Source organism: uncultured Algimonas sp. (assembly GCF_947498175.1).
GTDB lineage: Bacteria > Pseudomonadota > Alphaproteobacteria > Caulobacterales > Maricaulaceae > Litorimonas.
Map to the genome: position 1 here is coordinate 349,198 of NZ_CANMJB010000003.1, position 23,931 is coordinate 373,128.

General features: G+C 63.3%; 24 protein-coding genes and 1 pseudogene. 15 read left to right on the plus strand and 10 right to left on the minus strand.

What is annotated here, in order from left to right; translation table 11 throughout:
• Positions 1–86 precede the first annotated feature (86 nt).
• The gene (locus Q0718_RS06520) at positions 87–1,718 is read right to left on the minus strand and encodes an AbgT family transporter (RefSeq protein WP_298915213.1); all 1,632 of its coding nucleotides are present in this window, start codon (positions 1,716–1,718) and stop codon (positions 87–89) included.
• Positions 1,719–1,831: 113 nt separating this feature from the next.
• On the opposite strand from Q0718_RS06520, the gene Q0718_RS06525 reads away from it, so the two are divergent.
• The 5 genes and pseudogenes from Q0718_RS06525 to Q0718_RS06540 all read left to right on the plus strand — a co-directional run bounded on the left by Q0718_RS06525 (position 1,832) and on the right by Q0718_RS06540 (position 5,668).
• Positions 1,832–2,350, plus strand: coding sequence for a hypothetical protein (locus tag Q0718_RS06525; RefSeq protein ID WP_298915216.1), 519 nt, complete (start codon positions 1,832–1,834; stop codon positions 2,348–2,350).
• A gap of 54 nt (positions 2,351–2,404) precedes the next feature.
• Positions 2,405–2,845: pseudogene (locus Q0718_RS13680) on the plus strand (restriction endonuclease).
• A 63-nt stretch (positions 2,846–2,908) separates the two neighbouring features.
• A complete protein-coding gene (locus Q0718_RS06530; RefSeq protein ID WP_298915219.1) occupies positions 2,909–3,964 on the plus strand; it encodes a PhoH family protein in 1,056 nt (351 codons plus the stop codon).
• On the plus strand, positions 3,961–4,770 hold the full coding sequence (locus Q0718_RS06535; RefSeq protein ID WP_298915246.1) for a TIGR00282 family metallophosphoesterase: 810 nt from the start codon (positions 3,961–3,963) through the stop codon (positions 4,768–4,770). The genes Q0718_RS06530 and Q0718_RS06535 overlap by 4 nt, the downstream gene beginning before the upstream one ends.
• A gap of 91 nt (positions 4,771–4,861) precedes the next feature.
• Positions 4,862–5,668 carry a hypothetical protein gene (locus Q0718_RS06540; RefSeq protein WP_298915249.1) on the plus strand — a complete coding sequence of 269 codons (807 nt, stop codon included), beginning with the start codon at positions 4,862–4,864 and terminating at the stop codon, positions 5,666–5,668.
• Here the strand turns inward: Q0718_RS06540 and Q0718_RS06545 are convergent.
• From Q0718_RS06545 to Q0718_RS06555, 3 genes are read right to left on the minus strand one after another with little or no spacing between them, the layout of a single operon-like run.
• Positions 5,637–6,122: a hypothetical protein gene (locus Q0718_RS06545; protein WP_298915252.1), complete on the minus strand. Its 486-nt coding sequence runs from the start codon at positions 6,120–6,122 to the stop codon at positions 5,637–5,639. The two genes, Q0718_RS06540 and Q0718_RS06545, sit on opposite strands and share 32 nt — an antisense overlap.
• 11 nt (positions 6,123–6,133) lie before the next feature.
• Positions 6,134–6,778 carry a TetR/AcrR family transcriptional regulator gene (locus tag Q0718_RS06550; RefSeq protein ID WP_298915255.1) on the minus strand — a complete coding sequence of 215 codons (645 nt, stop codon included), beginning with the start codon at positions 6,776–6,778 and terminating at the stop codon, positions 6,134–6,136.
• Positions 6,775–6,936, minus strand: a complete 162-nt coding sequence (locus tag Q0718_RS06555) for a hypothetical protein (protein ID WP_298915257.1) — start codon at positions 6,934–6,936, stop codon at positions 6,775–6,777. Before Q0718_RS06555 ends, Q0718_RS06550 begins: the two co-directional genes overlap by 4 nt.
• A gap of 121 nt (positions 6,937–7,057) precedes the next feature.
• Between Q0718_RS06555 and Q0718_RS06560 the strand changes: the two genes are divergently transcribed.
• Positions 7,058–7,834 carry a YebC/PmpR family DNA-binding transcriptional regulator gene (locus tag Q0718_RS06560; protein WP_298915259.1) on the plus strand — a complete coding sequence of 259 codons (777 nt, stop codon included), beginning with the start codon at positions 7,058–7,060 and terminating at the stop codon, positions 7,832–7,834.
• A gap of 180 nt (positions 7,835–8,014) precedes the next feature.
• On the plus strand, positions 8,015–9,256 hold the full coding sequence (locus Q0718_RS06565) for a cation:dicarboxylase symporter family transporter (protein ID WP_298915261.1): 1,242 nt from the start codon (positions 8,015–8,017) through the stop codon (positions 9,254–9,256).
• A 9-nt stretch (positions 9,257–9,265) separates the two neighbouring features.
• On the opposite strand, the gene Q0718_RS06570 is transcribed toward Q0718_RS06565, so the two are convergent.
• On the minus strand, positions 9,266–10,165 hold the full coding sequence (locus Q0718_RS06570; RefSeq protein WP_298915263.1) for a Brp/Blh family beta-carotene 15,15'-dioxygenase: 900 nt from the start codon (positions 10,163–10,165) through the stop codon (positions 9,266–9,268).
• Positions 10,166–10,344: 179 nt separating this feature from the next.
• On the opposite strand from Q0718_RS06570, the gene Q0718_RS06575 reads away from it, so the two are divergent.
• Entirely contained in the window at positions 10,345–11,226 is an 882-nt protein-coding gene (locus Q0718_RS06575) for a bacteriorhodopsin (RefSeq protein WP_298915266.1), read from the plus strand.
• 81 nt (positions 11,227–11,307) lie between these two features.
• Here the strand turns inward: Q0718_RS06575 and Q0718_RS06580 are convergent, their stop codons facing one another.
• Entirely contained in the window at positions 11,308–12,159 is an 852-nt protein-coding gene (locus Q0718_RS06580) for an exodeoxyribonuclease III (RefSeq protein ID WP_298915268.1), read from the minus strand.
• 62 nt (positions 12,160–12,221) lie between these two features.
• Between Q0718_RS06580 and Q0718_RS06585 the strand changes: the two genes are divergently transcribed.
• Positions 12,222–12,515, plus strand: coding sequence for a hypothetical protein (locus Q0718_RS06585; RefSeq protein ID WP_298915271.1), 294 nt, complete (start codon positions 12,222–12,224; stop codon positions 12,513–12,515).
• Positions 12,516–12,527: 12 nt separating this feature from the next.
• Here Q0718_RS06585 and Q0718_RS06590 read toward each other — a convergent pair whose 3' ends face one another.
• Positions 12,528–13,214, minus strand: a complete 687-nt coding sequence (locus Q0718_RS06590) for an outer membrane lipoprotein carrier protein LolA (RefSeq protein WP_298915274.1) — start codon at positions 13,212–13,214, stop codon at positions 12,528–12,530.
• An 87-nt stretch (positions 13,215–13,301) separates the two neighbouring features.
• Here Q0718_RS06590 and dapB point away from each other — a divergent pair, with 87 nt between their 5' ends.
• A complete protein-coding gene (dapB, locus tag Q0718_RS06595) occupies positions 13,302–14,027 on the plus strand; it encodes a 4-hydroxy-tetrahydrodipicolinate reductase (RefSeq protein ID WP_298915277.1) in 726 nt (241 codons plus the stop codon).
• Here the strand turns inward: dapB and Q0718_RS06600 are convergent.
• Positions 14,002–14,511 (minus strand): hypothetical protein, encoded by a 510-nt coding sequence (locus Q0718_RS06600; RefSeq protein WP_298915280.1) that lies wholly within the window; start codon positions 14,509–14,511, stop codon positions 14,002–14,004. The genes dapB and Q0718_RS06600 overlap by 26 nt on opposite strands.
• Before the next feature lie 45 nt (positions 14,512–14,556).
• On the opposite strand from Q0718_RS06600, the gene Q0718_RS06605 reads away from it, so the two are divergent.
• From Q0718_RS06605 to Q0718_RS06615, 3 genes are read left to right on the plus strand one after another with little or no spacing between them, the layout of a single operon-like run.
• Positions 14,557–15,159, plus strand: coding sequence for an NADPH-dependent FMN reductase (locus Q0718_RS06605; RefSeq protein WP_298915283.1), 603 nt, complete (start codon positions 14,557–14,559; stop codon positions 15,157–15,159).
• Between the two features lie 10 nt (positions 15,160–15,169).
• Complete coding sequence (nth, locus tag Q0718_RS06610; RefSeq protein WP_298915286.1) at positions 15,170–15,853, plus strand: endonuclease III; 684 nt, start codon at positions 15,170–15,172, stop codon at positions 15,851–15,853.
• A 3-nt stretch (positions 15,854–15,856) separates the two neighbouring features.
• A complete protein-coding gene (locus Q0718_RS06615) occupies positions 15,857–17,686 on the plus strand; it encodes a hypothetical protein (protein ID WP_298915289.1) in 1,830 nt (609 codons plus the stop codon).
• A 282-nt stretch (positions 17,687–17,968) separates the two neighbouring features.
• Here the strand turns inward: Q0718_RS06615 and Q0718_RS06620 are convergent, their stop codons facing one another.
• Both Q0718_RS06620 and Q0718_RS06625 read right to left on the minus strand, forming a co-directional pair.
• Positions 17,969–19,786 carry an acetyl/propionyl/methylcrotonyl-CoA carboxylase subunit alpha gene (locus tag Q0718_RS06620; RefSeq protein WP_298915292.1) on the minus strand — a complete coding sequence of 606 codons (1,818 nt, stop codon included), beginning with the start codon at positions 19,784–19,786 and terminating at the stop codon, positions 17,969–17,971.
• A gap of 231 nt (positions 19,787–20,017) precedes the next feature.
• Positions 20,018–21,610 (minus strand): carboxyl transferase domain-containing protein, encoded by a 1,593-nt coding sequence (locus Q0718_RS06625; RefSeq protein ID WP_366523839.1) that lies wholly within the window; start codon positions 21,608–21,610, stop codon positions 20,018–20,020.
• 114 nt (positions 21,611–21,724) lie between these two features.
• On the opposite strand from Q0718_RS06625, the gene Q0718_RS06630 reads away from it, so the two are divergent.
• Positions 21,725–21,955 (plus strand): hypothetical protein, encoded by a 231-nt coding sequence (locus Q0718_RS06630; RefSeq protein ID WP_298915297.1) that lies wholly within the window; start codon positions 21,725–21,727, stop codon positions 21,953–21,955.
• A gap of 65 nt (positions 21,956–22,020) precedes the next feature.
• The gene (locus Q0718_RS06635) at positions 22,021–23,154 is read left to right on the plus strand and encodes an MBL fold metallo-hydrolase (RefSeq protein ID WP_298915299.1); all 1,134 of its coding nucleotides are present in this window, start codon (positions 22,021–22,023) and stop codon (positions 23,152–23,154) included.
• The last annotated feature ends 777 nt before the right edge of the window (positions 23,155–23,931 follow it).

Here is a 23,931-nt window from a genome sequence, read left to right on the forward strand (position 1 = left end):
GACGGGTGTCCAGCAGAACGGTGCTCACCATGGAAAACTTTCGCGGTTTAAGGGGTGCGAGGCGCGTGGCCCGTCTCGCGCCCGTGCTAGCCCGCACCCGGAAGTGTATAGCTCATCGGCGCGCCCGGTCCGAGATCGAAGCCGAGAAAAGTCCAACCGACGACCAGCAGGATGCCGCTGATCAGCATGAAGATCGAGTAGGGGATCATGATCGCCGTCAGGCTGCCGAGCCCGAAACTCTTCTGCCAGCGCTGCGCGAAGACGAGGATGAGCGGGAAATAGACCATGAGCGGCGTGATGATGTTGGTCGCGCTGTCGCCGACGCGGTAGACGGCGGTCGCGCCGTCCGGCGACACGCCGAGCAGCATCAGCATCGGCACCATGACCGGGGCTAGGAGCGCCCACTTGGCCGAGGCCGAGCCGACGAACAGGTTGATGATGGCGGAAAACAATACGATCATGCCGAGCAGGATCGGCAACGGCAGGCCTGACGCCTCGATCCCATTGGCGCCATGGACCGCGCTGATCAGACCCAGATTAGACCAGGCGAACATGGCGACGAAGTGCGCGGCGGCAAAGGATAGGACCAGATAATAGCCCATGTCCTTCATGGCTTCGGCCATCATGGCGACAAGATCCTTGTGGGTCCTAATCGTGCCTGCGGCCGCGCCGTAGGCCCACCCCGCTGCAAGGAAGAGAACTAGGAAACCGCCGACCAGGGATTGGAAGAGCGGACCTGCGCGTTGATACCATTCTAGGCCTTCCGTGCCTGGCCCGTCGATCCAAAGCGGGGTGCCGGGTCCGAACGTCATCACACCCCACAGGATGAGTACCGCCAGCACGGCCAGCCCGGCGCGGCGCAGGCCTTTCTTCTGGGCGGGTGTCAGCGGCGCATCTTCGTCGGCATAGCTGTCCGTGTCCGCGCCTTCGGACGGTTTCCATTTACCCAGGCGCGGCTCCACGATGTGGTCGGTCACATACCAGATGATCGGCAGGTAGATGAACATCAGCACGGCGATAAACCACCAGTTCCCGGCGATATTGGCATCATAGGACGCGTTCAGGATTTCGGCAGCCTCTTCGGTGATGCCGTAGAGCAGCGCGTCGAGCTGGCCGGGAAACAGGTTGGCCGAAAAGCCGCCGGATACGCCAGCGAAGGCGGCGGCGATGCCGGCCAGCGGGTGACGGCCCGCGGAGGCAAACAGCACACCCGCTAAGGGAATCAGCACGACATAGGCGGCGTCGGCTGCGTGGTTGCCGACCATGGCGACCAGCGCCACGACCGGCGTCAGCAGGAACAGAGGCGCACCGCGCACGGCAGAGCGCATGGCGCTGGCAAAGAGACCGGAGCGTTCCGCAACACCCGCGCCCAGCATCACGACCAGCACATAGCCGAGCGGGTGGAAGTGGGTGAAGGTCTTGGGCATCTCGACCCAGAGGCGCTGGATATTGTCCGCCGAAAGCAGGCTCATCGCGGTGATGATCCCGTCCGGTCCGATCCCGAACCGCGCCTTCTGGCTGTCCGGCATGCCGGACAGGACCTGCTCGTCCAATGTCGCGCCGACACCCAGCCAAGCACAGAGAATCGACACGATAACCAGCGCGATGATGAAATAGAAAAACAGGAAGACCGGATCCGGCAGCTTGTTGCCCGTGCGTTCGATCCAGGCGAGGATGCCCTTCTGTTCGGAAGTCGCGGCGATTGTCGTATCGGTCATGAAAAGTCCGGTCGGCGTTGTGAAAGCGTTCCAGCGGTCTTAATGACAATTATTAGGTCGACACAACCGTTTCGCACTAATCGGCTCGTCAGAGAAGATGTTTGGAGAAATGTATGACTGCATGGATGGTTCGCGCCGGGTTGAAGGGCCATTTGTTTGACCGCTTTATCGATGACGGTATTGCAACAGTAGGATGGACCGAAGTAGGAGAAGTCTCCACCGACGAGACGGTAGAGACGCTCCGAGAGAAATTTTCGAAAATCTGGCCATCTTGGCACCCTAATAAGATTATTATGGGTGCGGGCCAGCTATACCGTTTCGCACGTGTCATCCAACCGGGTGACATGATCGTGACCTATGATCCGTCCCGGCGTATTTACAAGATAGGCACAGCCCATGGATCATATCGCCTAGATGTGAATTTCGATTCAAGTGATGGTGGGCAGATTATGGATGTTGGCTGGCATGGCGACGTACCGCGCGACGCATTGCGGTCACGTACAAAGAACTCACTTGGCGCGATTAGCACCCTTTTTAAAATTCCCGATCATGCACAGGCAGACCTCGAACGTGTTCTTGCAGGTTACCCTGACGACGCCGTATTGTCAGAGCCCGCTTCGGAAGACGAATAAGATGTCGAGCAAACTATACTCAGCCTCGAATCGATTGAGGAGAAGTCCGCAGAATTGATCGCTGACCGTCTGACACAGCTCGATCCGTATGAAATGCAGGAACTCGTCGCCGGTGTCTTGAGAGGAATGGGCTACAAAACGGAAGTCAGCCCAAAAGGGTCCGACCGCGGCAAAGATATTGTTGCGTCACCAGATGGATTCGGTTTTCAGGATCCACGGATTGTTGTTTAAGTTAAACATCGAGTTGGAACACAAATCAGCGCCCCCGACATCCGGGCGTTCCTTGGCGGACGGCGCGACGGAGACAGATGCCTTTTTGTTAGTACAGGAGGATTTAGTCGCGATGCCCTCTACGAAGCGGACCGCGCCCAATTTCCGGTAAAACTCATGACCTTGGCAGATCTGACAGAGATCATCCTTTCAAACTATGACGCTCTAGACAATAGCACCCAGGCTCTCATTCCTCTGACGCGGATTTTTTGGCCTACCACGTAACTCTGGCCCAATGAAAACATCAAGACGCTCGCCTTTCTTTCTTCAAACCCCTATCTGCCATTCGTGAGCAAACAGACAGACATTCTCGAATTTTCCGATGCCGGATTGGTGCGCAAGCTGTGCGGGCCGAATCATGCGAACCTGGCGCTGATCGAGGACGCGTTCGACGTCTATATCGAAGCGCCGGGCAGTGCGGTGCATATCAATGGCGACACGCCCAGCCGCGCGCGCGCGGGCGAGCTGGTCAAGGAGATCTACCAGCGGCTGGAACGCGGTTGGCCGTGCGGGCCGAGCGACATCCGCGCGCTGATCCGCGCCATGGGCCAAGGCAAGGTCAAGGCGGCCAGCGCCGAGGCGATCATTCCGTTTCCGCGCCGCAGTCCCATCGTGCCCAAGACGCCCAAGCAGGAAATCTTCATCAACGCCATGCGCGACGACACGATCACCTTCGGCGTCGGTCCGGCCGGGACGGGCAAGACCTTCCTGGCTACGGCCTACGGCGCGTCGCTGCTCGCAAGAGGCGAGGTCAACCGCTTCATCGCCTGCCGTCCGGCCGTCGAGGCGGGCGAACAGCTCGGCTTCCTCCCCGGCGATCTGAACGAAAAGGTCGACCCCTACATGCAGCCCATCTGGGACGCGCTGCACATGGTGCTGGGCCGGGACGAGGTGGACCGCCGCCGCGCAGCCGGCGACATCGAGGTCGCGCCGCTCGCCTTCATGCGCGGGCGCACGCTCTCGGATGCCTTCGTCGTGATCGACGAAGCCCAGAACGCGACCGTCGCGCAGATGAAGATGGTGCTGACGCGGCTTGGCGAGCGCGCCAAATATGCCGTGACGGGCGATCCCAGCCAGACCGACCTGCCTCATCACCAACCGTCCGGGCTGGCGCATGCGCTCAACATCCTGACCGGCATTCGCGGCATCAGCCAGATCCATTTCAAGGGCGCCGACGTCGTCCGCCATCCGCTGGTCGGCAAGATCGTGGACGCCTATGAAAAGGACACTCCGACCCGCACCGTGAAAGCGTCCGAAGCCCGCGACGGCGTGACCAAGACGATCGCGCGCGGCGCGGATGCAACGCCCGCCACGACCGAAGCCGACCCGACCGAAGAAGAATGAGGCTCGCCTTCTTCGGCGACGTGGTCGGGCGGTCCGGGCGCAAGGCGGTCTCCGATCATCTGCCGGGCCTGCGCAAACGGCTCGGGCTGGACGCCGTGATCGTCAATGCGGAGAACGCGGCCGGCGGCTTCGGGATCACGCATGGCACGGCCGAGCAGCTGTTCGAGGCGGGCGCGGACGTGCTGACGCTGGGCAACCATTCCTTCGACCAGCCGCAGGGCATCGGCCTGATCGAGCGCGACGACCGGATCCTGCGCCCCGCTAACTACCCGCCTGGCACGCCGGGGCGCGGGGCGAACCTGTACGATGTGGGCGGCTACCAGATGCTGGTGGTGAGCCTGCACGGCCGGGTCTTCATGGACAGTCTGGACGATCCGTTCGCCGCCGCCGAACGCGAACTGGCCGCCGCGCCACTGGGCGAGATCGCCGACATCGTTGTGGTGGACATGCATGCCGAGGCGACTAGCGAGAAGACCGCCATGGGCTATTTCTGCGACGGGCGGGCGAGCCTCGTCGTCGGTACGCACCAGCATATCCCGACGGCGGACGCGCGTATCCTGCCGCAAGGCACGGCCTACCAGACCGATGCGGGCATGTGCGGAGATTATGATTCCATCATCGGGATGGAGGTGGACGAACCGCTGCGCCGCTTCACCACGCGGATGCGCTCGGCCCGGTTCGAACCGGCGACGGGTCCGGGCACGCTGTGCGGCGTCTTCGTCGAAACGAACGCCAAGGGGTTGGCCGAACGCGTCGAGCCGATCCGCATCGGCGGGCAGCTGGCGGCGCAGGTGCCGGACGCCTGAGCGAAATCCAAGCAGGACCTGAGCGCGGGATGAACCGCGTCTGGCTGCATCTTCACTTGCAGATGGGACGGCTTGCGCCGACAAGGCCCTCATGTTGCGCGCCGCTCTGAAACTCTCCGCACTCGCCGGTCTGGCCGTGTCGTCCCCCGCTCAAGCCAAGGGCATCTTCGACATATTGGCGCAGACCTCCGAGGCCGCGCAGCCCCCAGACTACGTGCCCTACAAGCACACGGTGGACGTGACCGTCTCCGGATCCAAGGGCGACGAGGTTCACGAGCCGCTCAGCGCGAAACTGCGCATCGATCCGTCGCAGCCGCCCGGCGAGCGCGTGACCGTGTTGGACCGCAGTTCCGAGGCGCGCGGCGAGATGGAAAAGGCCTTGCGCGAGATGATCGAGGAGATCGAGGACGAAGACCGCAGCCCGGCCGCCCAGGCGCAGAGCTTCTGGTGCAATGCAGGCGGCGTCGTGCCGAGCCCGGATGATTTCACCCTGATCGAGGAGCGCCCCGATCTGGCGAGGCTGCGCCCTTCGCCCGAGCGCATGGTGTCGCTGTTCATGCAGACGGGCGACCGGGAGCTGGACGGCAAGGAACGCTCCATGGCGAAGAAACTGTCCGACCGGCTGGAGGGCGAGATCGTGTTCGACAAGCCCACGGGACGGATGCGGTCGGCCGCGTTCAACATCACCCGCCCCATGACGGTCCTGTTGATCGCCAAGATCCACGACATGAAAATGGAACAGGGATGTTCCGTCGCGCCCAACGGTCACGCTTATGTGTCGGATTTCTCCATGGACGTCCGGGTCAAGGCCTTGGGCCAGGACATCACCAACGTCATGGAACTGACCGTCGGCGACCTGGAGCCGATCACACCGGCCGGTACGGCGCAAAAAGGCTGAACGGTCTTCGGATCAAGTCTCCCAACGCGTCCCGGCGCAGCCACAGCATCGCGATCTGGGAGCTCCAAGCTCCCACGGCCATGACGAACAGAAGACCGCCATCGTCGTTGGGGTCGATGCCCAGCGGAGTGAACAGGTGGAAGCCGACGGCGCCCGTCATCACGCCCAGCGCGATCAGATTGCCCAGTACGCCGAGTTTGAGAAAACGCGGCACCAAGCCGACGAGCAAGAGCGCGGAGGCGACAAGTTCGGCGCTGCCGACGACATATTGCGAAAAGAGGCCTGTCTTGTCGAACACGCCGTCCGCGCCGAAGCCGGTGGCCCACGCGTCCAGCTTGCCGAAGATCGTCTGCGTTTCCGGTGCGTCGGTGAACTTGAAGCGCAACGAGTCGAGAAAGATGGCGGCGCTGAACAGGCTCAGGCCGATGGGACCGTATTTGCGGATGAAGGCCATCGGGGTCTCTTTCACTTCAGGATGAGGCGGACGGCCTGAACCGTCGCGTTGCGCACCGCGTCCATCTCGGTGCGGGCGGGCTTCGTCCGGCTGCGGATCCGCAGGCCGATATAGGTGGTCAGGGCGAGACGGGCGGCATCGCGGATGCGGTCGCGGCCCGCTTGAGGGGCGTAGCGGCTGAACAAGGCAAATAGCCCGTCTTCCAGAATTTGAAACCCGTCGCCGACCAGCGTATCGATATCGGGTGCGCGGGCCTTCCTGTCTCCAGACAGGCCGTCGGCGGATGTGTTGCAGAGGAAACAGCCGCGCGCATCGTTCCGGCCGTGCACATCGTCCGCCGGACCGGAGAAAAGCCGGTCGAGCTTGTCCATCGGGTCAGAGCCGTCATGGGCGGCGAGCCAGTCCGCACCGGTCCGAACGGTCTGCGCATGGTAACGGGCGAGCGCGGCTTCGAACAGCGCCGCCTTGCCGCCGAAGCTGTTGTAGAGCGATGACTTGGACAGGCCCGTGGCGGCCGTGATGTCCGACACCGACACGCCGTCATACCCGCGTTCCCAGAACAGGTCCGCGATCGCCGCTTCGACCCGGTCTGTGTCGAACTGGGCCGGACGGCCGCGCCGTCTGTCCTTGATCGTTTCGGCGGCCGTGTCCGTCATGCGTAGAGCCCCGCACCGCCATGGAGGATCAGGCAGCCGAATGTGATCAGGACGCCACCCAAAATCAGGAAGGTCAGCAGATGCGAGAATATGTGATTGTCGGGCATGGCGGTCTTTCGGTTCCGGCCGATCCTGCAAAGCACTTGTGAACCGGTCATTCCAGTAACGTCCGTTCACGACCCGTCACGCCTGCGTGAGGTCCGTGCCTTGCCGCGCCGCGCCGCGCCCGCTAGAGGGGCGCTCGATTTTCCGATCCTAACGAAACTGACGAGGTGACCCATGGCGGGCCATTCCAAATGGGCGAACATCCAGCACCGCAAAGGCCGTCAGGACAAGCTGCGGTCCAAACTGTTCGCCAAACTGTCCAAGGACATCGCTGTGGCGGCCAAGATGGGCGGTGGCGATCCGGACATGAACCCGCGCTTGAGGCTCGCCATCGCCAACGCCAAGGGCCAATCCATGCCCAAGGACAACATCCAGCGCGCTGTCGACAAAGGCGCGGGCGGCGACGGGGCGGACTACGAGGAAATGCGCTATGAGGGCTTCGGTCCCGGCGGGATCGGCTTCGTGATAGAGGCCAGCACCGACAACACCAACCGATCGGCCATGGAAGTCCGCACCGCCTTTTCTAAGAACGGCGGAAACATGGGCGAAACCGGCTCCGTCTCCTTCATGTTCGACCAGGTCGGAAAGATCGAATACCCTCTGGCCGTCGCCGACGAGGACACGGTCATGGAGGCCGCCATCGAAGCCGGCGCCGACGATGTGGAACATGACAGCGAGGCCGAGGATCAATGGGACGAGTTCGAACCCGTCCACACCATCTGGACCGCCCGCGACGATCTGGGCGACGTGGCGGCCAATCTGGAAGCCAAGTTCGGCGAAGCCAAATCCGTCAACCTGGTGTGGAAGGCGCAGACACTGATCGACAATCCGGACATCGCCGCCCAGGTCATGCGGATCAACGATGCGCTGGAGGATCTGGACGATGTGTCCGACGTCTACCACAATTTCGACATGACCGAGGAAGCGGCGGCGAAGCTGGATGACGCGTAGCGATCCCGCTCATGGCGGAATCCTTTCATCCGGGGAATAAAATGAAGCGGCCGACAGGTCTTGCATCATCCCTGACGCCATCCCTGACGTCGGCGCGGTTGATGCCGCTGGTGAAACTATAAGGCTTGCCCCCCGCCCACCGCCCGCTAAGCAGGTCGGAAACGCTTCGCCGGGGACATCATGAAGACCATTCACGACATACCGCTGCTGCTGCTCGTCATCGTGTCGGCGGCGGCGGCCTTCGGGTTCTGGGGACTGGGTGCGGCGGACGAGCTCGCCGCACCGATCGTGATCGGCGACACGTTCCTGTCCAAGTCGGTCGCAGGGTTGGCCAAGGACGCGCTGTTCGTGCCCTTGCGGCCGCTCATGTATGCGCTGATCATCCTGTCGATCGGCAGTTCCATCGCCATTTCGACCGGCGGGCTGGGCGCGAAATTCGTGCGCGTTCTGGTCTTCTTCCTGATGTTCTCCCTCATCGGCATGGCCATCGCGATCGCCGCCTATTTCCTGTTCGCGGGCGAGACCATCCTGCCCGACCCCTCCATCGTCGGCGACAGCGGAGCGGACATCGCGTCCTCGCCGTTCGCGGAAAAGATCTACGGCGTGCTGACCAGCGCGCTGATGATCTGCATCTATACCGGCCTGATCTTCGGGGCGGCGCTGAAACGGCTCGGCCTGGGACGCGAAGCCGACGCGATTTCCGACATGTTCATCGCGGGTTTCCGCAAATTCTTGCAATACACCATCCCGCTGGCCGTGTTCGGTTCGATCACGCTCGCCCTCGCCCGTCCGAATGGGTGGGAAAGCCTGGTCGACCTGGCCAACCTGCTGAAGCCCTACATGCTGGCCATGGTGCTGACGTGGCTGGTCATCCTGATCGTGACCTCGACGATCCAGGGCCGGGGGCCGGGGTTCATCCTTCGCGCCGTCCTGCCGCAGGCCGTGGTCGCGTTTTCGACCTCGTCCTCCATCGCGACGCTGGTCGCGACCAAGAAGGCGTGCAACGACATGGGCGCGAACGGCGACGAAGCCACGCCGTTCTTCACCATCGGCGCCACCATCAACATGGTCGGCACGCTGATCGGCCTGCTGCTGATGAGCCTCTATGCGATGAGCGCCTTCGGGATCGAGGTCGATCTGGGCGACGCGCTGGTCGTGGGTTTCCAGAGCCTCGTCTTCGCCACGGCTGCCGCCGGTACGCCCAGCGCATCGGTCGTGTTGCTCCAGGACATCCTCGTCAGCCAGGGCGTGTCCGGCGAATATGCGACCTACGTCACGGCGCTGATCATCACCATCGACACGCTGATCCTCGACCGGTTGCGCACCGTGTTGAACACGCAGTCCGACTCGATGAGCACGGCCAACGGGCTGAAGCTCTACTACCGCAAGCCGCGCGTTTTGGTGGACGACGTCGCCGAATAGGGCGGCGGCTCAGCCGCGCCGCTGCCACAGCTCGACGATGGCCATGTGCGGCAGCGTCAGGATGACGAGCAGGCCGAACACGGCGCGCACCATCGGCGCCTCCATGCCGGACCAGGACCAGACGGCGACCAGGCCCGCGAGCAGGCTGAGCGTCATCGCGGCATAGAGCGCCGCTTCGCCAAGGCCGATGCGACGCACTGGCGCGTCGGCGAACACGGCGCGGATATGGCCCGCACTGTGCCAGGCGCAGAAATAGAGCGCGAAGGCGACGATCGGCGGCAGCACCGCGCCCGCGATGATGGCCAGACCCGTCGCCAGAGCGAGCCCGGGCCGTTTCAGGCTCTTGAGCGCCAGCGCCGCCCCGGTCGCCGCGACGACCGGCCAGAACAGCGTCGCGGTTCCGATCACCAGCGCGGCCTGCGATTCCGGCATCAGCATGGCGAAGATGGCCTGCGTCTCGGCGGTGAAGGCGAGGATCGGCATCAGCAGGACGGACAGAGCAGCCCCGAAGGCGGTCAGCCGCCCGAGCGCCTTGAAGTCCTGTGCGAAATGCCAGACCGACAGGGCCAGAAAGACCAGGATCAGCAGAACCGGCACGCTCAGCCAGGCGATGCCGCCGACCAGGGCGATGAGGCCGTAAACGCCCAACGCCTGCATCCGGGGCAGGCGGCTGCGCATCGCCAGATGGATGTCGAGCGCCCCGTGCGGCAGGCCGACGACCGCGATGAGGATCAAGGCGACAAGTCCGGCCGCGTCGCTGGCGAACGCGTTCGGAAAGGCGAGGCCCGCCCCGATTAGAAGAGCGGCCAGAGCGGTGAAGGTGGCCGCGACCCTGTCCGCGAAAAGCCCTTGGAGCATCGTTCCCAACGACGCGCCCCAGGCGACGGATGCTGCCGCGCGATCTACCATGTCCGCACAAGTCTCACTCTCTATATGCGTTCGGGACCGGGCTTTGGACGTATGCACCGCCTCTCGGGCGGCAGGCGGCCCCGGGTCCGGACGAATTGTCGCACAATTAACATATCGCAATCCTGGCCCTCTCCCAGTGCGTAAAATCCTTATCCGCAGGAGAGATCGGGAGCAGCCGCATGATCAATTACGAAAACTTTTTCGCCTTCGACTATTGGCAATATGAAGTCATCCGGCATCTCTTCAGTTTCACCGCTGCAGTCTTCGCGGCGTCCCTAGTCTACTTCGCCATGTCGGCCCGGTCCGTGCTGCCGCGCTACCGCAACACGGCCTACATCTCCGCCGTCGTCATGGTGTCCGCCTTTCTGGAGATCGGCGCCCTCTGGGTCATGTGGAACGGCGCGTTCGCCTATGACGCGGCCACGGGTACGATGCTGCTGCAGGACGGGAGAGTGTTCGCCAACGGTTACCGCTACGCCAACTGGCTGATCGACGTGCCGATGCTGCTGACGCAGTTCCTCGTGGTTCTGGGCTTCGCGGGCGCGGTCTTCTGGTCGCGCTGGCGCAAGCTGACCATCGCCGGGGCGCTGATGATCATCACCGGCTATATCGGCCAGTATTACGAGCCGCAGGTCGCGGGCTTCGTCGAAGGCGACGGCAATCCGTTCTGGATCTGGGGCATCATCAGCTGGCTGATCTTCTTCTACCTGCTCTGGGAAGCCAACAAGGCCTTCAAGGACGGCCGCATGAGCCTCGCCGAAGGTCCGCGCGCTCTCATGGGCTTTGCGTGGAAGTTGCTAATCGTGACCTGGTTCATCTACGGCTTCGCCTATCTGATCCCGGGCATTCCCGGCATCAACCAGTCGGCCGACTTCGTGGTGGTCCGTCAGGTGATCTACACGGTCGCGGATGTCGTGTCGAAAACGGTGTTCGGCATCCTGCTGGCCCGCGTGGCGATGCAGCAATCCGCCATCGAGGATCCGCGCTACGCCCAGGGCACGCCGGAACAGGCGCTCGACCTGCCGCGCACGGCCGACGCCGTCGTCGTGGAAAAGGTCTGATCGACCCGGCTCCGGTCCGCTCTCGCGGGCCGGTCCGAAATCAAGCGTGCAGCCAAGAACGGCTGCGCGCTTTTTTCGTTGTCATGACGAGAGCGCGCCCAGATCCAGCACCTGTACCACCGGCACATGGTCGCTCGGCTTGTCCCAGATGCGGGCGCCGACATGGATGGTGTGGCCATCCGGTCCCACGGCTTCGACTGCGGGCTTGAGGGCAGGGCTGACCCAGATGTGATCGAGACGGCGGCCGCGATTGGACGCCATCACGTCCTTGGCGCGGTAGCTCCACCAGCTGTAGAGCTTGTCGTCGTCATTCGCGAACAGGCGCGCCGTATCGGTAAAGTCGTGGCTTTTGCGCAGATCCTCCAACACCGCGACCTCGCCCGGCGTGTGGCTCACGACCTTCAAGAGTTGCTTGTGCGACCAGACATCGTTCTCGTGCGGGGCGATGTTGAAGTCCCCGACGATCACCTGGTGCCTATCGCCCTGCGTGAACCGCTCTTCGAAATAGACGCGCATCGCTTCGAGGAAATCGAGCTTGTGGCCGAACTTGTCGTTGACCTCCCGGTCCGCCACGTCGCCGCCCGCCGGAACGTAGAAATTGTGCAGCTCGAAGTCGCCCGCATCGCCCATCGATGCATCCGCGACCACGCGCGTACTGACGTGGCGGGCATGGTCCAGCGGGCAGAAGACGGTCGGCAGGCGTTCCAGCGGCAGCTTCGAGATCGTCGCCGCGCCGTGATAGGCCTTCATGCCCGCGACCTCGATATGGTCGTATCCCAACGCCCGGAACGCTTTCGTCGGGAACTGGTCGTTCTGGCACTTGATCTCCTGCAGGCAGAGAATGTCGGGCTGCTCCTCCTGGAGGAAGCGCAGCACGGTCTTCTCGCGCAGGCGGACCGAATTGATGTTCCAGGTGGCGATGGAGACTTTCATCTAACTTACCTATTGAACACAAAAGGTAAGTTCAATTCAAACCCGTTCACTTTACACACGGAATGAATCGTGTTTCTGGTTTGTTCCATCAATGGAGAATTGATATTATGTCGAAAGAAAAAACCGGTAAGAAAGCAGCCAGCTCTGCTTCCAAAACATTGAAAAGCAAAAGTGCCAGCAAATCAGCAAAATCAGCTGCAGGTTCTGCGCTTGCTCAGAGCAAGACTAAAAAGGTTACAGGCAAAGTTGCCGGAACAGCGGCTAGTAAAACCCTGAAGTCTAAACATGAGACCAAATCTGCAAAATCGGCTGCAGGATCTGCGCTTACACAAAGACCTAATCGCAAAAAACACTAAGACTTTTGCGATCTAACGCCGTCGGCGGTCGCGCCGGTCCTCGCGCTCGTCGCGCAGAATGAACAGGCGCGGATCGATCTGGACGTTGTAGCGCAGGTCCGACAGCTCCACGCGGGTCTGTCCGCCGAATTCGTCCGTGATGACCCATTGGCGCAGCGCCATCGTCTCCGGGTCGATGACCAGCGTGATCGTCCCGGCCATCTCGCCCGACCCGTCGCGGGCCGTCACGCGCCATTGCCCCGGCAGTTTCTGGAAGCCGATCACTTCGGCATCCTCCTGAAGCCGTACATTCTCCTTCAGGAAGTAATGCAGCGGTGTGGCCGAAAGCGGCACCCGGTCGAACGTTTCCAGCGCCCGGTCCTGCTGCACCAGCGTCACCCCGTCCGACACGATCAGCAGCGGATTGGGCGCGTCATATTCGAACCGGACCTTGCCGGGCCGCTGGATATGGACCGTTCCGGCCGAGACGGAGCCGTCCGAGCCATACTGTGTGAAACGGCCTTGCAAGCTGCCCGTGCGGTTGAGCGAGTCGTCCACGCGCGCCAGGTCCTGCGGCACGGTCTGCGGATGGGTGAAGGCCGCCAGTCCGGCTGCGGGTTGCGCCACCGGATCCGGCGCGACGACCTGTTGGGCGAGCGCGCCGGTGGGACCGGCGAAGGCCAGCAGGAATGCGGCCAGGCATAAGGATATCTGTTTCATGAGAGCCCTCTAGCGCAAGACAGCTAAATGGCGACTGAACGCGCGCCTCATCTTCCTTAAACATCGGCAAGGGGTTAAGCGAGCCCCATGACCGGACACACGCAGAGCTTGGGATTGATCGGCGCGGACGGGCGCATGGGTCGGGCCGTCGCGGCAGGGGCCGAAGGCCGCTACGACATCGCCGGGCGCGTGACGCTGGACGACCCCGATCCAGCGAGCCTGTCGGACTGCGACGTCGTGATCGACTTTTCCTCCGGACCGGCGCTGACGTCCGCGCTGGCGCATCTGCGCGACGGTACAGCGCTCGTCTCCGGCACGACCGGCCTGAGCGAGGCGGAAGAAGACGCCGTCGCGGACGCCGCGACGCGCCTGCCGATCCTGCGCTCCGGCAATTTCTCGCTCGGCATCGCCGTCCTGTCCTCGCTGGCCCGCCAAGCCGCCGCGACGCTGGGCGACGGCTGGGACGTGGACATCCTGGAAATGCACCATCGGCACAAAACGGACGCGCCGTCCGGCACGGCGCTCATGCTGGGGGACGCGGTAGCGCAAGGACGCGATGTCTCATTGGAGGACAAAGCCGCGCATGACCGCACGGGCGCGCGGCGCGACGGCGATATCGGCTTCGCCGTGCTGCGCGGCGGCGGGGTCTACGGGATGCACGAAGTGCGGATCGCGTCCGAGTCGGAGATGATCGTGTTGGGCCACCAGGCGCTGAACCGCGACGTGTTCGCGCATGGCGCGCTGGCGGCCGCCGACTGGCTGATAGGGCGCGGGCCCGGACTCTATTCTATGAGCGACCTGACAGGGCTTTAAGCTCGTCCTCCAGCCGACCCGGCGCGCGGCGGTGGTAGCGGCGGGCCGCGAGATAGGCGATCCCCGCCCAGGCGCCGAACAGGCCGAAAAAGATCAGGAACGCCCAGACCAGATAGCCCGGCTCGATCGCACGCGGCCGACCCGTCACCTGCCACAGCCCGTCCAGCAGCACTTCCATGATCTTGGCGATCACCGGCGTGGCAAGCAGCACGCCCCACAAGGTGGCCGCCGCATATGTGGAGGTGCGCGGGGCGTTGACGCGGCGATAGGTGGAGACGAACGCGTCGCGTTCGATGTCGGCCGGGATCATGGCCTGGTCGCGGCGATAGGCGAAATCCTCTTCGGCTTCGCGGGCCAGACCCATCCATCCGATCACGGCCCGAACCGTGAAAGCGAGGGCGACCAGCGCGACGGGACCGAAGACGGCCCAGAGAACGATATCGGCATAAACCATGCCGTCCGATATGACGTATACAGGGCGCACTTCAACCCGCTTGCAGTCACTCTTCCTCTCGCATAGGCCGCCGCCATGACCGACTTCACCCCCAAACTCGCATTCGTTTGCGGTTCCTTGCGCGACGGTTCGATCAACCGCAAGCTGGAGGTCGCCCTGATGCACCGGGTCGCAAGCCATGGCGGCACGGCCGAAGCGGTCAGCCTGTCCGATTACGACATGCCGATCTATCACGGCGATCTGGAAACGCCTGCGACCGTTCCGGCCCTGATCGACACGCTGGCGGGCTATGACGGCATCGTCATCGTCACGCCGGAATATAACGGCTCGCTGCCGCCGGTGCTCAAGAACGCCGTGGACTGGACCTCGACCGTATCCACGCGCTGGATCAAGGACCAGACGTTCGGGATCGCGTCCTGCACGCCCGGCCCGATGAGCGGGATCATGTGCCTGCGCGAGCTCGCCTTCCTGCTGCGCCGGCTCGGCGGCGATGTGGTGCCCACGCAGGTCGGCGTCGGCAATGCGGCGAACGCATTCGACGGTGACGGCCGCCTTAGCGCCCAGCCGAGCTCGGACTTCGCCGACCAGATGCTGTCTTCCGTTATCGGCATGGCGCGGCGCAAGCACGCTGCGCCGGATTCCGACGGCGGCGAGCCCGATGGCGGCGAGGAAGAATAGCGCCGGCCGCATGGCGAAGGAAAAGCTCTACAAGGATCTTCCGCGCCCCAAACTGAACCGGGCGGACATCGCGGAAATCTACGAACGGCTGCGCCGGGAAAACCCCGAACCCCGCACCGAACTGAACTATTCCAATCCCTACACGCTGGTCGTCGCCGTCGCCCTGTCGGCGCAGGCCACCGATGTGGGTGTCAACCGCGCCACGCGCGCCTTGTTCGAGCGCGCCGACAATCCGCAAGCCATGCTCGACCTCGGCGAGGACGCGGTGCGCGACCATGTCAAGACGATCGGGCTGTATCGCAACAAGGCCAAGAACGTCATCAAGCTGTCGGCCATGATCCTGGAGGAGTTCGGCGGTGCGGTGCCGACGACGCGCGACGACCTCGTCAAACTGCCTGGCGTGGGTCGCAAGACCGCCAACGTCGTGCTGAACGAAGCCTTCGGCCAGCCGACCATGGCGGTCGATACGCACATCTTCCGCGTCGCCAATCGCACCGGCATGGCGCCCGGCAAGGACCCGGTCGAAGTCGAACTGAACCTGTTGCGCGTCACGCCGGACGCCTACCGCATGGGCGCGCATCACTGGATATTGCTGCACGGCCGCTACACTTGCGTCGCCCGCACGCCCAAATGCTATGACTGCGTCATCGCCGATCTGTGCCGCTACCGGCCGAAAACCCCGCCGCCGGCTTGAACGGTGCCCGGACCCGGCCCGACAGACGCCAGCGCGGCTCTCGAGGCGGACATCATCCGCCTCGCCTATTCCACGGCGATGGACCCGTCCAACCTGCACAGGCTACTCGAAGCCATCGAGACCCATGTGCGCACGGAAATCGAGGATGCGGAGTTCGACGATTACGAGGTGGAGGACCGGGCCTTCCGCCGCATCCAGCGCATCGAAACGCATCTGACCCATGCGCGCGACATGCTGGAAGCGCGCGGCGGGCGCAGCGGGGACGGGCTCGCCTCGCGCCGTTCCGTGCTCGGCGACCGACAACCCGCCGCCTTGCTCGACACGACCGGGCTGGTCGTGCTGGCCAACGAAGCCGCCGAAGACGGGCTCGGACTGAAGGGCGGATGGGACCTGCCGCTGCGCCCTTCGGACAGCCATGTCTTCTCCCGCGCAGGCCTGGAGCAATTGCGCAAGGGCTGCGCGGCCCTGGCCGACACGCTGGTCGGCCAGATGGTCGCCACTCTTCCCGCTACTCTGCTGGCCACCGAGCCGGACGATCCCGATGCGGCGACCTTCCATCTGTCGTTGGTGCGCGTCTCCGACGAAGACGGCCGCGCGCTGGGACGGCTGGGCGTCGTGTCGATCGACTGGGACGAAGCCGTCGGCGCCCGCTTCCAAACCGCGCTAGGCCTGTCGGACGCGCAGCGGGCCGTGACCCGCGCCGTCGTGACCGGGCAGTCTCTGCAAGCGCTGGCGGAGGCGCGCGGCCGCAAGCTGTCCACGGTGCGCAACCAGCTCAAGCAGGTCTATGCGCGCACCGGCGTCGGGTCGCAGGTCCAGCTCGCTTCGCTCTATTCGGGCTATGCGCAGCTGTCGCGATACGCTGCGGGTGCGCCGGGCGATGCGGGGTCGGACCCGGTCCCGGCGCACCTCAGCCCACAATTGTTCCGGCGCCCCGACGGACGGCGGCTGCATGTGGATCAGGCCGGACCGGCGTCGGGCGATCCGGTCCTGTTCTTCCACGCCATCGTCACCGGTCACACGATCACGCCCGAACTGGACCGGGCGCTGAGGGCGGACAACATCCGGCTGATCATGCCGTGGCGGCCCGGCTGGGCGATGTCCGACCCGCATCCCGCCCATCTCAGGCCCAGAGGTTCCATCGATCACGATCTCTATGCGGCCGACATCGCCGAATTGCTGGTGAGGCGCGGCATCGACGCGTTACCGGCGCTGGCCGACAATATGGGCGGCATCCACGCCATGGCGACGATCGACGCGCTCCGGCGGCGCGGCGAGGGCGCCCCCGACGTCACCTCCCTGATCTGGGCCTCGCCATCCTTTGCGGTCCGGCGCATGCGCGACATGCTCCATATATCGCCGTCCACCCGCTCCTATTTCGTGCTGGGCCGCTATGCCCGGCCCTTGCTGGACGCCTATGTCCGTTTCGCCTTCGCCAAGATGGATGCGGGCTTCGACGAAGAACATATCCGCAGCGTCTATCGCGACAGCCCGCGCGATCTCGACCTGCTCGCCCGCCCGGGCCTGATCGAAGCCCTGCGCGAGAATACCGAACGCTGCCGCGGCGAAACGCTGGACGCCTATGTCGAAGACCTCAATCTGGAGATTTCGCCCTATGACTGGATGGACCGCCTGACGCACCTGCCGATCCACGCGCTGGTCGGGGACGAGTATCTGGCGACGGGCGAGGACTGGCCGCGCCGTCACGCCGAGCGTCATGCGGACTTCACCTACGAGATGGTGCCCGAGACCGGCTCGCTGCTCCATCTGGCGCGCCCGCGTCTGGTGACGCAAGCCTTGCGCCGCCGGATCGACGCAACGCATCGGACATAGGCGAAGGCTATCCCGGGCTTTCATTAGCTTCCGGCACATCTTCACCGTTTCAAGCCCTGTCTTCGTTCCTTGGTATCAATGCGGGGGACGAACTCCTTCCTAGTCGTCATCCCGGATCAAGCTTAGGATAAGGGTGCGGGGAAATAGACGTGCAAGCCGCCGAGGTTTGCGACGATTGCCTTAGGCAATCTTAGACCCTCACGTGGGACGCAAACCTAAAAGAGGCCAATTTAGAGCTGGGAACGCAAAACTGCGAGCCGGACCGCGGACTGGGAAACTGATCTAATCAGATTGCAGTTCGACCAAGGCTTCCCCGTCATCGACCAGTGCTCCAACCTCCGCGTTCACTGCGGCGATCATGCCGTCGCGCGGGGACTTCAGGGTCATTTCCATTTTCATGGCTTCGAGGATGACGAGGGGTTGGTCGGCGGTGACCGTGTCGCCCTGGGTGACCAAGATGGAGATGACCTTGCCGGGCATGGGAGCTCTCACCGTGTCGGCGCCCAGCGCGGCGTCCAGCAGGTCGGACGGCACGCCGATGCGCACAGCCTGACCGCCTACGCGCACGATGCCGTGCTTGCCCTTACCCGCGCTCAGCGGCAGCTCGGTCAGTTCGCCGTCCAGATAGGCATGCATGACGCGGCGCGGCGGGCCGTTGAGGCGCCAGCCCGATACATCGCCGAACGGCCCCGGGCCGGGGCGCGGGCCGATGCGCTTGGCCAACTTCTCCAGGCGCAGCGCGCGGCCGGCCAGGTCGTGCGCGGCGATGAAGCCCGTATCCACGTCGCCGGCGCGGAACGCTTGCGTCTTCAGAATGGCTTGCAGGAAGGCGGCGTTGGTCTTGACCGGATGGGTGGATGTCTTGGCCGCCGCACGACGCAACGCGTCGATCGCCTGGTCGCGCGTCGCGGCATGGACGATCAGCTTTGCGATCATCGGATCGTAATGGCGGGACACATGGTCGCCCGTTTCGAAGCCCGTATCGACGCGCAGATCGTCCGGATAGCGGAAATGGTGCAGACGCCCGACGCTGGGCGTGAAATCGGTGTCGGGATCCTCGGCATAGAGGCGCGCCTCGATCGCATGGCCGTCCATCTCGATCTCGGCCTGGTCGGGCAGGCTCTCGCCGCGCGCGACGCGGATTTGCCATTCGACCAGGTCGAGGCCGGTGATCTCTTCGGTCACGGGATGTTCGACTTGCAGGCGAGTGTTCATTTCCATGAACCAGAAGCCGTCGGTCTTGAGCGCGCCGGATCCGTCCACGATGAATTCGACCGTGCCCGCGCCGACATAGTCCACGGCCTGGGCGGCGCGAATGGCGGCGTCCGTCATCGCGTCGCGCACCGCGTCCGTCATGCCGGGGGCGGGAGCTTCCTCGATGACTTTCTGGTGGCGGCGCTGGATGGAGCAGTCGCGTTCGAACAGATGGACGACGTGGCCGGAGCGGTCGCCGAAAATTTGCACCTCGATATGACGGGGCGAGGAGATGAACTTCTCGATCAGCACATGGTCGTTGCCGAAGGCGGACTGAGACTCGCGCTGGGCGGAGCCGAGGGCGTTCTTGAAGTCCTTTGCATTCTCGACCTTGCGCATGCCCTTGCCGCCGCCGCCCGCGACCGCCTTGATCAGAACGGGATAGCCGATCTCGCCGGCTTGGCTCTGCAGATGGTCCGGGTCCTGGTTCTCGCCCTGATAGCCCGGCGTGACGGGAACGCCCGCCTCGCTCATCAGCGCCTTGGCCGCGTCCTTTAGGCCCATGGCCTCCATGGCGGAGGCCGACGGGCCGATGAAAACGATCCCGGCGGCTTCACAGGCCCGCACGAAGGCGGGATTTTCGGACAGGAAGCCGTAGCCCGGATGGATCGCGTCGGCGCCGGTTTGCCGGGCGGCCTCGATGATCCTGTCGGCGAGAAGGTAGGATTCGTTGGCGGGTGCCGGGCCGATATGGACAGCCTCATCCGCCATGCGAACATGCAAAGCGTCGCGGTCGGCGTCGGAATAGACGGCGACCGTGGCGATGCCCATGCGACGGGCCGTGCGGATCACGCGGCAGGCAATCTCGCCCCGGTTGGCGATGAGGATCTTGGTGATGTCCGGCATGTCTATCTTCCCTCAAACTATCCGCTCATCCCAGCGACGAAACCGCACAAGCGCGTTCCAGATCCGGACCAATATCGGCTTCTCTCATTGTCTGGATCCCAAATCGGGTTCGGGATGAGCGTGAGGAAGGGTCTTGGATTTGGCGGTGTCGCGGGCCTTTCGGTTTTGAATCTCTTGCCGCGCGGATGCGCGGTTCGGCGAAAATTCGGTCTCCCAGATTGAATTCTCGCCTCACATCCTAAACACGCCAAAATCCATTTCCGGCACCGGTGCATTGGCGCTCATCGCCAGCCCCAACCCCAATACCCGGCGCGTATCCTCCGGCGCAATGATGCCGTCGTCCCAGACGCGGGCGGAGGCGTAATAGGGATGGCCCTCTTTTTCGTACTTGTCGCGGATCGGTTTCATGAAGGCTTCGCGCTCATGCTCGCTCCAGTCGTCCGATCCGTTGGCCACGTCGGCCAGCACATTGGCCGCCTGCTCACCGCCCATCACGGAGATACGCGAATTCGGCCACATGAACATCAGGCGCGGCTCGTAGGCGCGGCCGCACATGCCGTAGTTTCCAGCCCCGTAGGAGCCGCCGACCACGACGGTGAATTTCGGCACTTGAGCGTTGGCCACGGCGTGGACCATCTTCGCGCCGTGCTTGGCGATGCCGCCGGCTTCGGCCTTTGACCCGACCATGAAACCGGTGATGTTCTGCAGGAACAGGAGCGGGATTTTGCGCTGGCAGCACAATTCGATGAAATGCGCGCCCTTCATGGCGGACTCCGAGAAAAGCACGCCGTTATTGCCCAGAATGCCGACCGGATAACCGTGGATCTCAGCGAATCCCGTGACCAGCGTCGGCCCGTAGAGTTTCTTGAATTCCGAAAAGCGCGAGCCGTCCACGATGCGCGCGATGATCTCTCGGCAATCATAGGGCTTGCGAATGTCGGCGGGCACGACGCCGCCCAGTTCATGCGCCGGGTAAAGCGGATCGTCGCCCTGGCCCGTGGGCAGGAAGTGCGGCTCGCTTGGTTCCAGCGTGGCGACGATGTCTCGCACGATGGCCAGCGCATGGTCGTCGTCGGCAGCCAGGTGATCGACGACGCCGGACTGGCTGGCATGGAGCATGCCGCCGCCCAGACTTTCCGCGTCGATCTCCTCGCCGGTCGCGGCCTTGACCAGCGGTGGCCCGCCTAGGAAAATTGTCCCTTGATTGGCGACGATCACCGCTTCGTCCGCCATGGCGGGAACATAGGCGCCGCCCGCCGTGCAACTGCCCATGACGCAGGCGATCTGGGCGATGCCGAGGCGCGACATGTTGGCCTGATTGAAGAAGCTGCGTCCGAAATGGGTCTTGTCGGCGAACATTTCGGCCTGGCGAGGCAGGTAGCCCCCGCCGGAGTCCACGAGATAAATGCAAGGCAGGCGGTTCTCCAACGCGATCTCCTGGGCGCGCTGCTGCTTCTTGCCGGTCATGGAAAAGTAGGTGCCGCCCTTCACGGTCGGGTCGTTGCAAATGACGATGCATTCCCTCTCGGACACGCGGCCGATGCCCGTGATGATGCCTGCGCCGGGAACTTCGAATTCATACATGCCGTGCCCGGCCAGCTGGGAGAGTTCCAGGAAAGGCGAGCCGGGATCGAGCAGGCGCTCCACGCGTTCCCTGGGCAGCAGCTTGCCGCGCGAGACATGCTTGTCGCGGGCGCGCTCGGAGCCGCCCTGGGCGTAGTGCGCGACGAGCTTGTGCAGGTCTTCCGTCAGCGCGTCCATCGCCGCGCGGTTCTGCGCGAATTCCACAGAGGTCGTATCGATGGCGCTGGGCAGGACGGGCATGGGCGCTGAGTAGGGCGGTGATCCGGGCAAGGCAATGCGCGATTGGCGGCTCCTGTGGGAACCAAGCGCGGCCTGGAGAGTGATTAGGGGGCAGGGCTTTGCAAGGACTATATCATGGCCAATATCAAACCGAACGACTCCGAAGCGCCGAAGACTCTGACCGACGCCTATCCCGACCAAGGCTTCACCGAAGTCGATCCGCGCGTGAAAGCGGGCCTCAACCCGGAAAATCCCGGTTTCGCCAGCCAGGGATATCAAGGCCAGGGCATGGACGCACCGCAATATGAAGAGCAGCGCGCGATGGAGAATGGCGGCGATCCGCGGCTGGGCGACGAGGAAGAATGAGGCCGCATGGCGGCCAGGCGCGGGCGTCATTGGACGCCTGCCGTGCGGCCGCGTAAGGGGGCGGAATGAAGACGCCCGCTATCCTGAAAAAGAAAAGCCCGCGCAGTCCGCACGATGCGTCGCTATTGCCGCGCGACACAAGCTCGCGCCTGCTCGACTTCGTCACCGACGACGCGCCGGAGCCTGGCGAGGTGCGGGAACTGGCCGACGGCGTATTCTGGTTGCGCTTTTCCCTGCCGATGGCGGGGCTGAACCACATCAATCTCTATGCGCTGCGGGACGGGGACGGCTGGGTCGTGGTCGATACGGGCATCGCGATGGCACAAAGCAAACGGCAGTGGGAAAGCCATTTTCGGGAGCTCATGGGCGGGCGGCCCGTCAACCGGGTCATCTGCACCCATCTCCATCCGGACCATACGGGACTTGCCGGCTGGATCTGCCGCAAGTTCGGCGCACCGCTGCTGATGACGCGCGGCGAATACATGCTGTGCCGCTTGCTGGTCGCCGATACGGGCCATCCCGCGCCGCAGGCGGGAATCAAGTTCTATCGGAAGGCGGGCTTCACGCCGGAGCAGATCGAGCTCTACAAGCAACGCTTCGGCGGCTTCGGCAAGGCGGTCAGCGCCCTGCCGCACGCCTATGACCGGCTGACGGACGGTGAATGGGGGAAGATCGGCGGGCGCACCTGGCGCATCATCATCGGATCCGGCCATAGTCCCGAACATGCCTGCCTCTATTGCGAGGAACTGGGCCTGTGCCTGACGGGTGACCAACTCCTGCCGAACATTTCGTCCAACGTCTCCGTCTGGCCGACCGAACCGGAAGGCAACCCGTTGGAGGACTGGATCAGCTCCTGCCACAAATTGATCCAGGAATTGCCGGAAGACACGCTCATCGCTCCGGCCCACGGCATCCCGTTCCGCGGTGCTCACAAACGGCTCAACAAGCTGATCGAACACCATGAAAAGGCCCTCGACCGCCTCTACGACTTCTGCCGCGAGCCGAAAATGGCGACCGAGGTCTATCCCGTCCTGTTCCGCCGCGAAATCGACGACCGCAATCGCATCATGGCCGTCGGCGAAAGCGTGGCGCATCTGAACTGTCTGAAAGGGCGGGGTCAGGTAACGCGTCGGCTCAACGATGCGGGACAGTTTACTTATAAGAGCCGCGAAGCTAGCGCAAACAAAAGCTGTATTTAAAGCTATCTTCCTTACTAGAAGCTTTGAAGCTTGTTCAAAGTCTAAAATTAACTACTACTGGTTTACATTTTAGGTTTAATTGGAAAGTTATTCTTGAGTTTTAAGCTTTTGCAGAAGGATGTGTTTTGCAAGCTGGAGAAACACCAAAAATCCTAAATGGGCCAGCCCATAGAGTACAAAGTTTTTATTAGAGCTGAGATCAAACCCTGCGGACGCCATCGCATATATAAATGCAAACATTAACATCATTAGGATTAAGTTAATATGTTTAGTTTTAATCATAAATAATCACTTCTCCATTTTGTATGTTGGCTGAGTGGGCCTTTAAGTAGGCCCACTCTAATTATATTATCTGGCTTTAGCCAAACTTATGCTAGGCTCCAGCTACTGTGGCAGCGCTAATCAGGGCTAGGCTACTGTAGATGCCTCTAACAGCAGAAGTTCCCCCTCGGATAGGGTTCATAGCTCCAGCCGCTCCTCCACCAACTGTTCCCCAAAAAACAGCTCTTGGACCGCCGCCTGCGACCGCAGCTGAAACCCCGCCACCAAATGCGCCCAATGCGCCGCCAGCAACATTGGCCCAGATTGCGCCGCCTGTTTTATGCATTTCATCCGTTGTTAATTCACGCATCATGTACTCCATATTGATGCGGTAGCCGCAGAGTTAGCGGCGACCTGTTAGCAATCCACGGCGGCTCCGGCTGCAGGGCTTGGACGCCGTGGTCCGGTCGGGATGACCGGGGTTATTCCGGCTTTCACCGGAATGGGGTGCGGGCT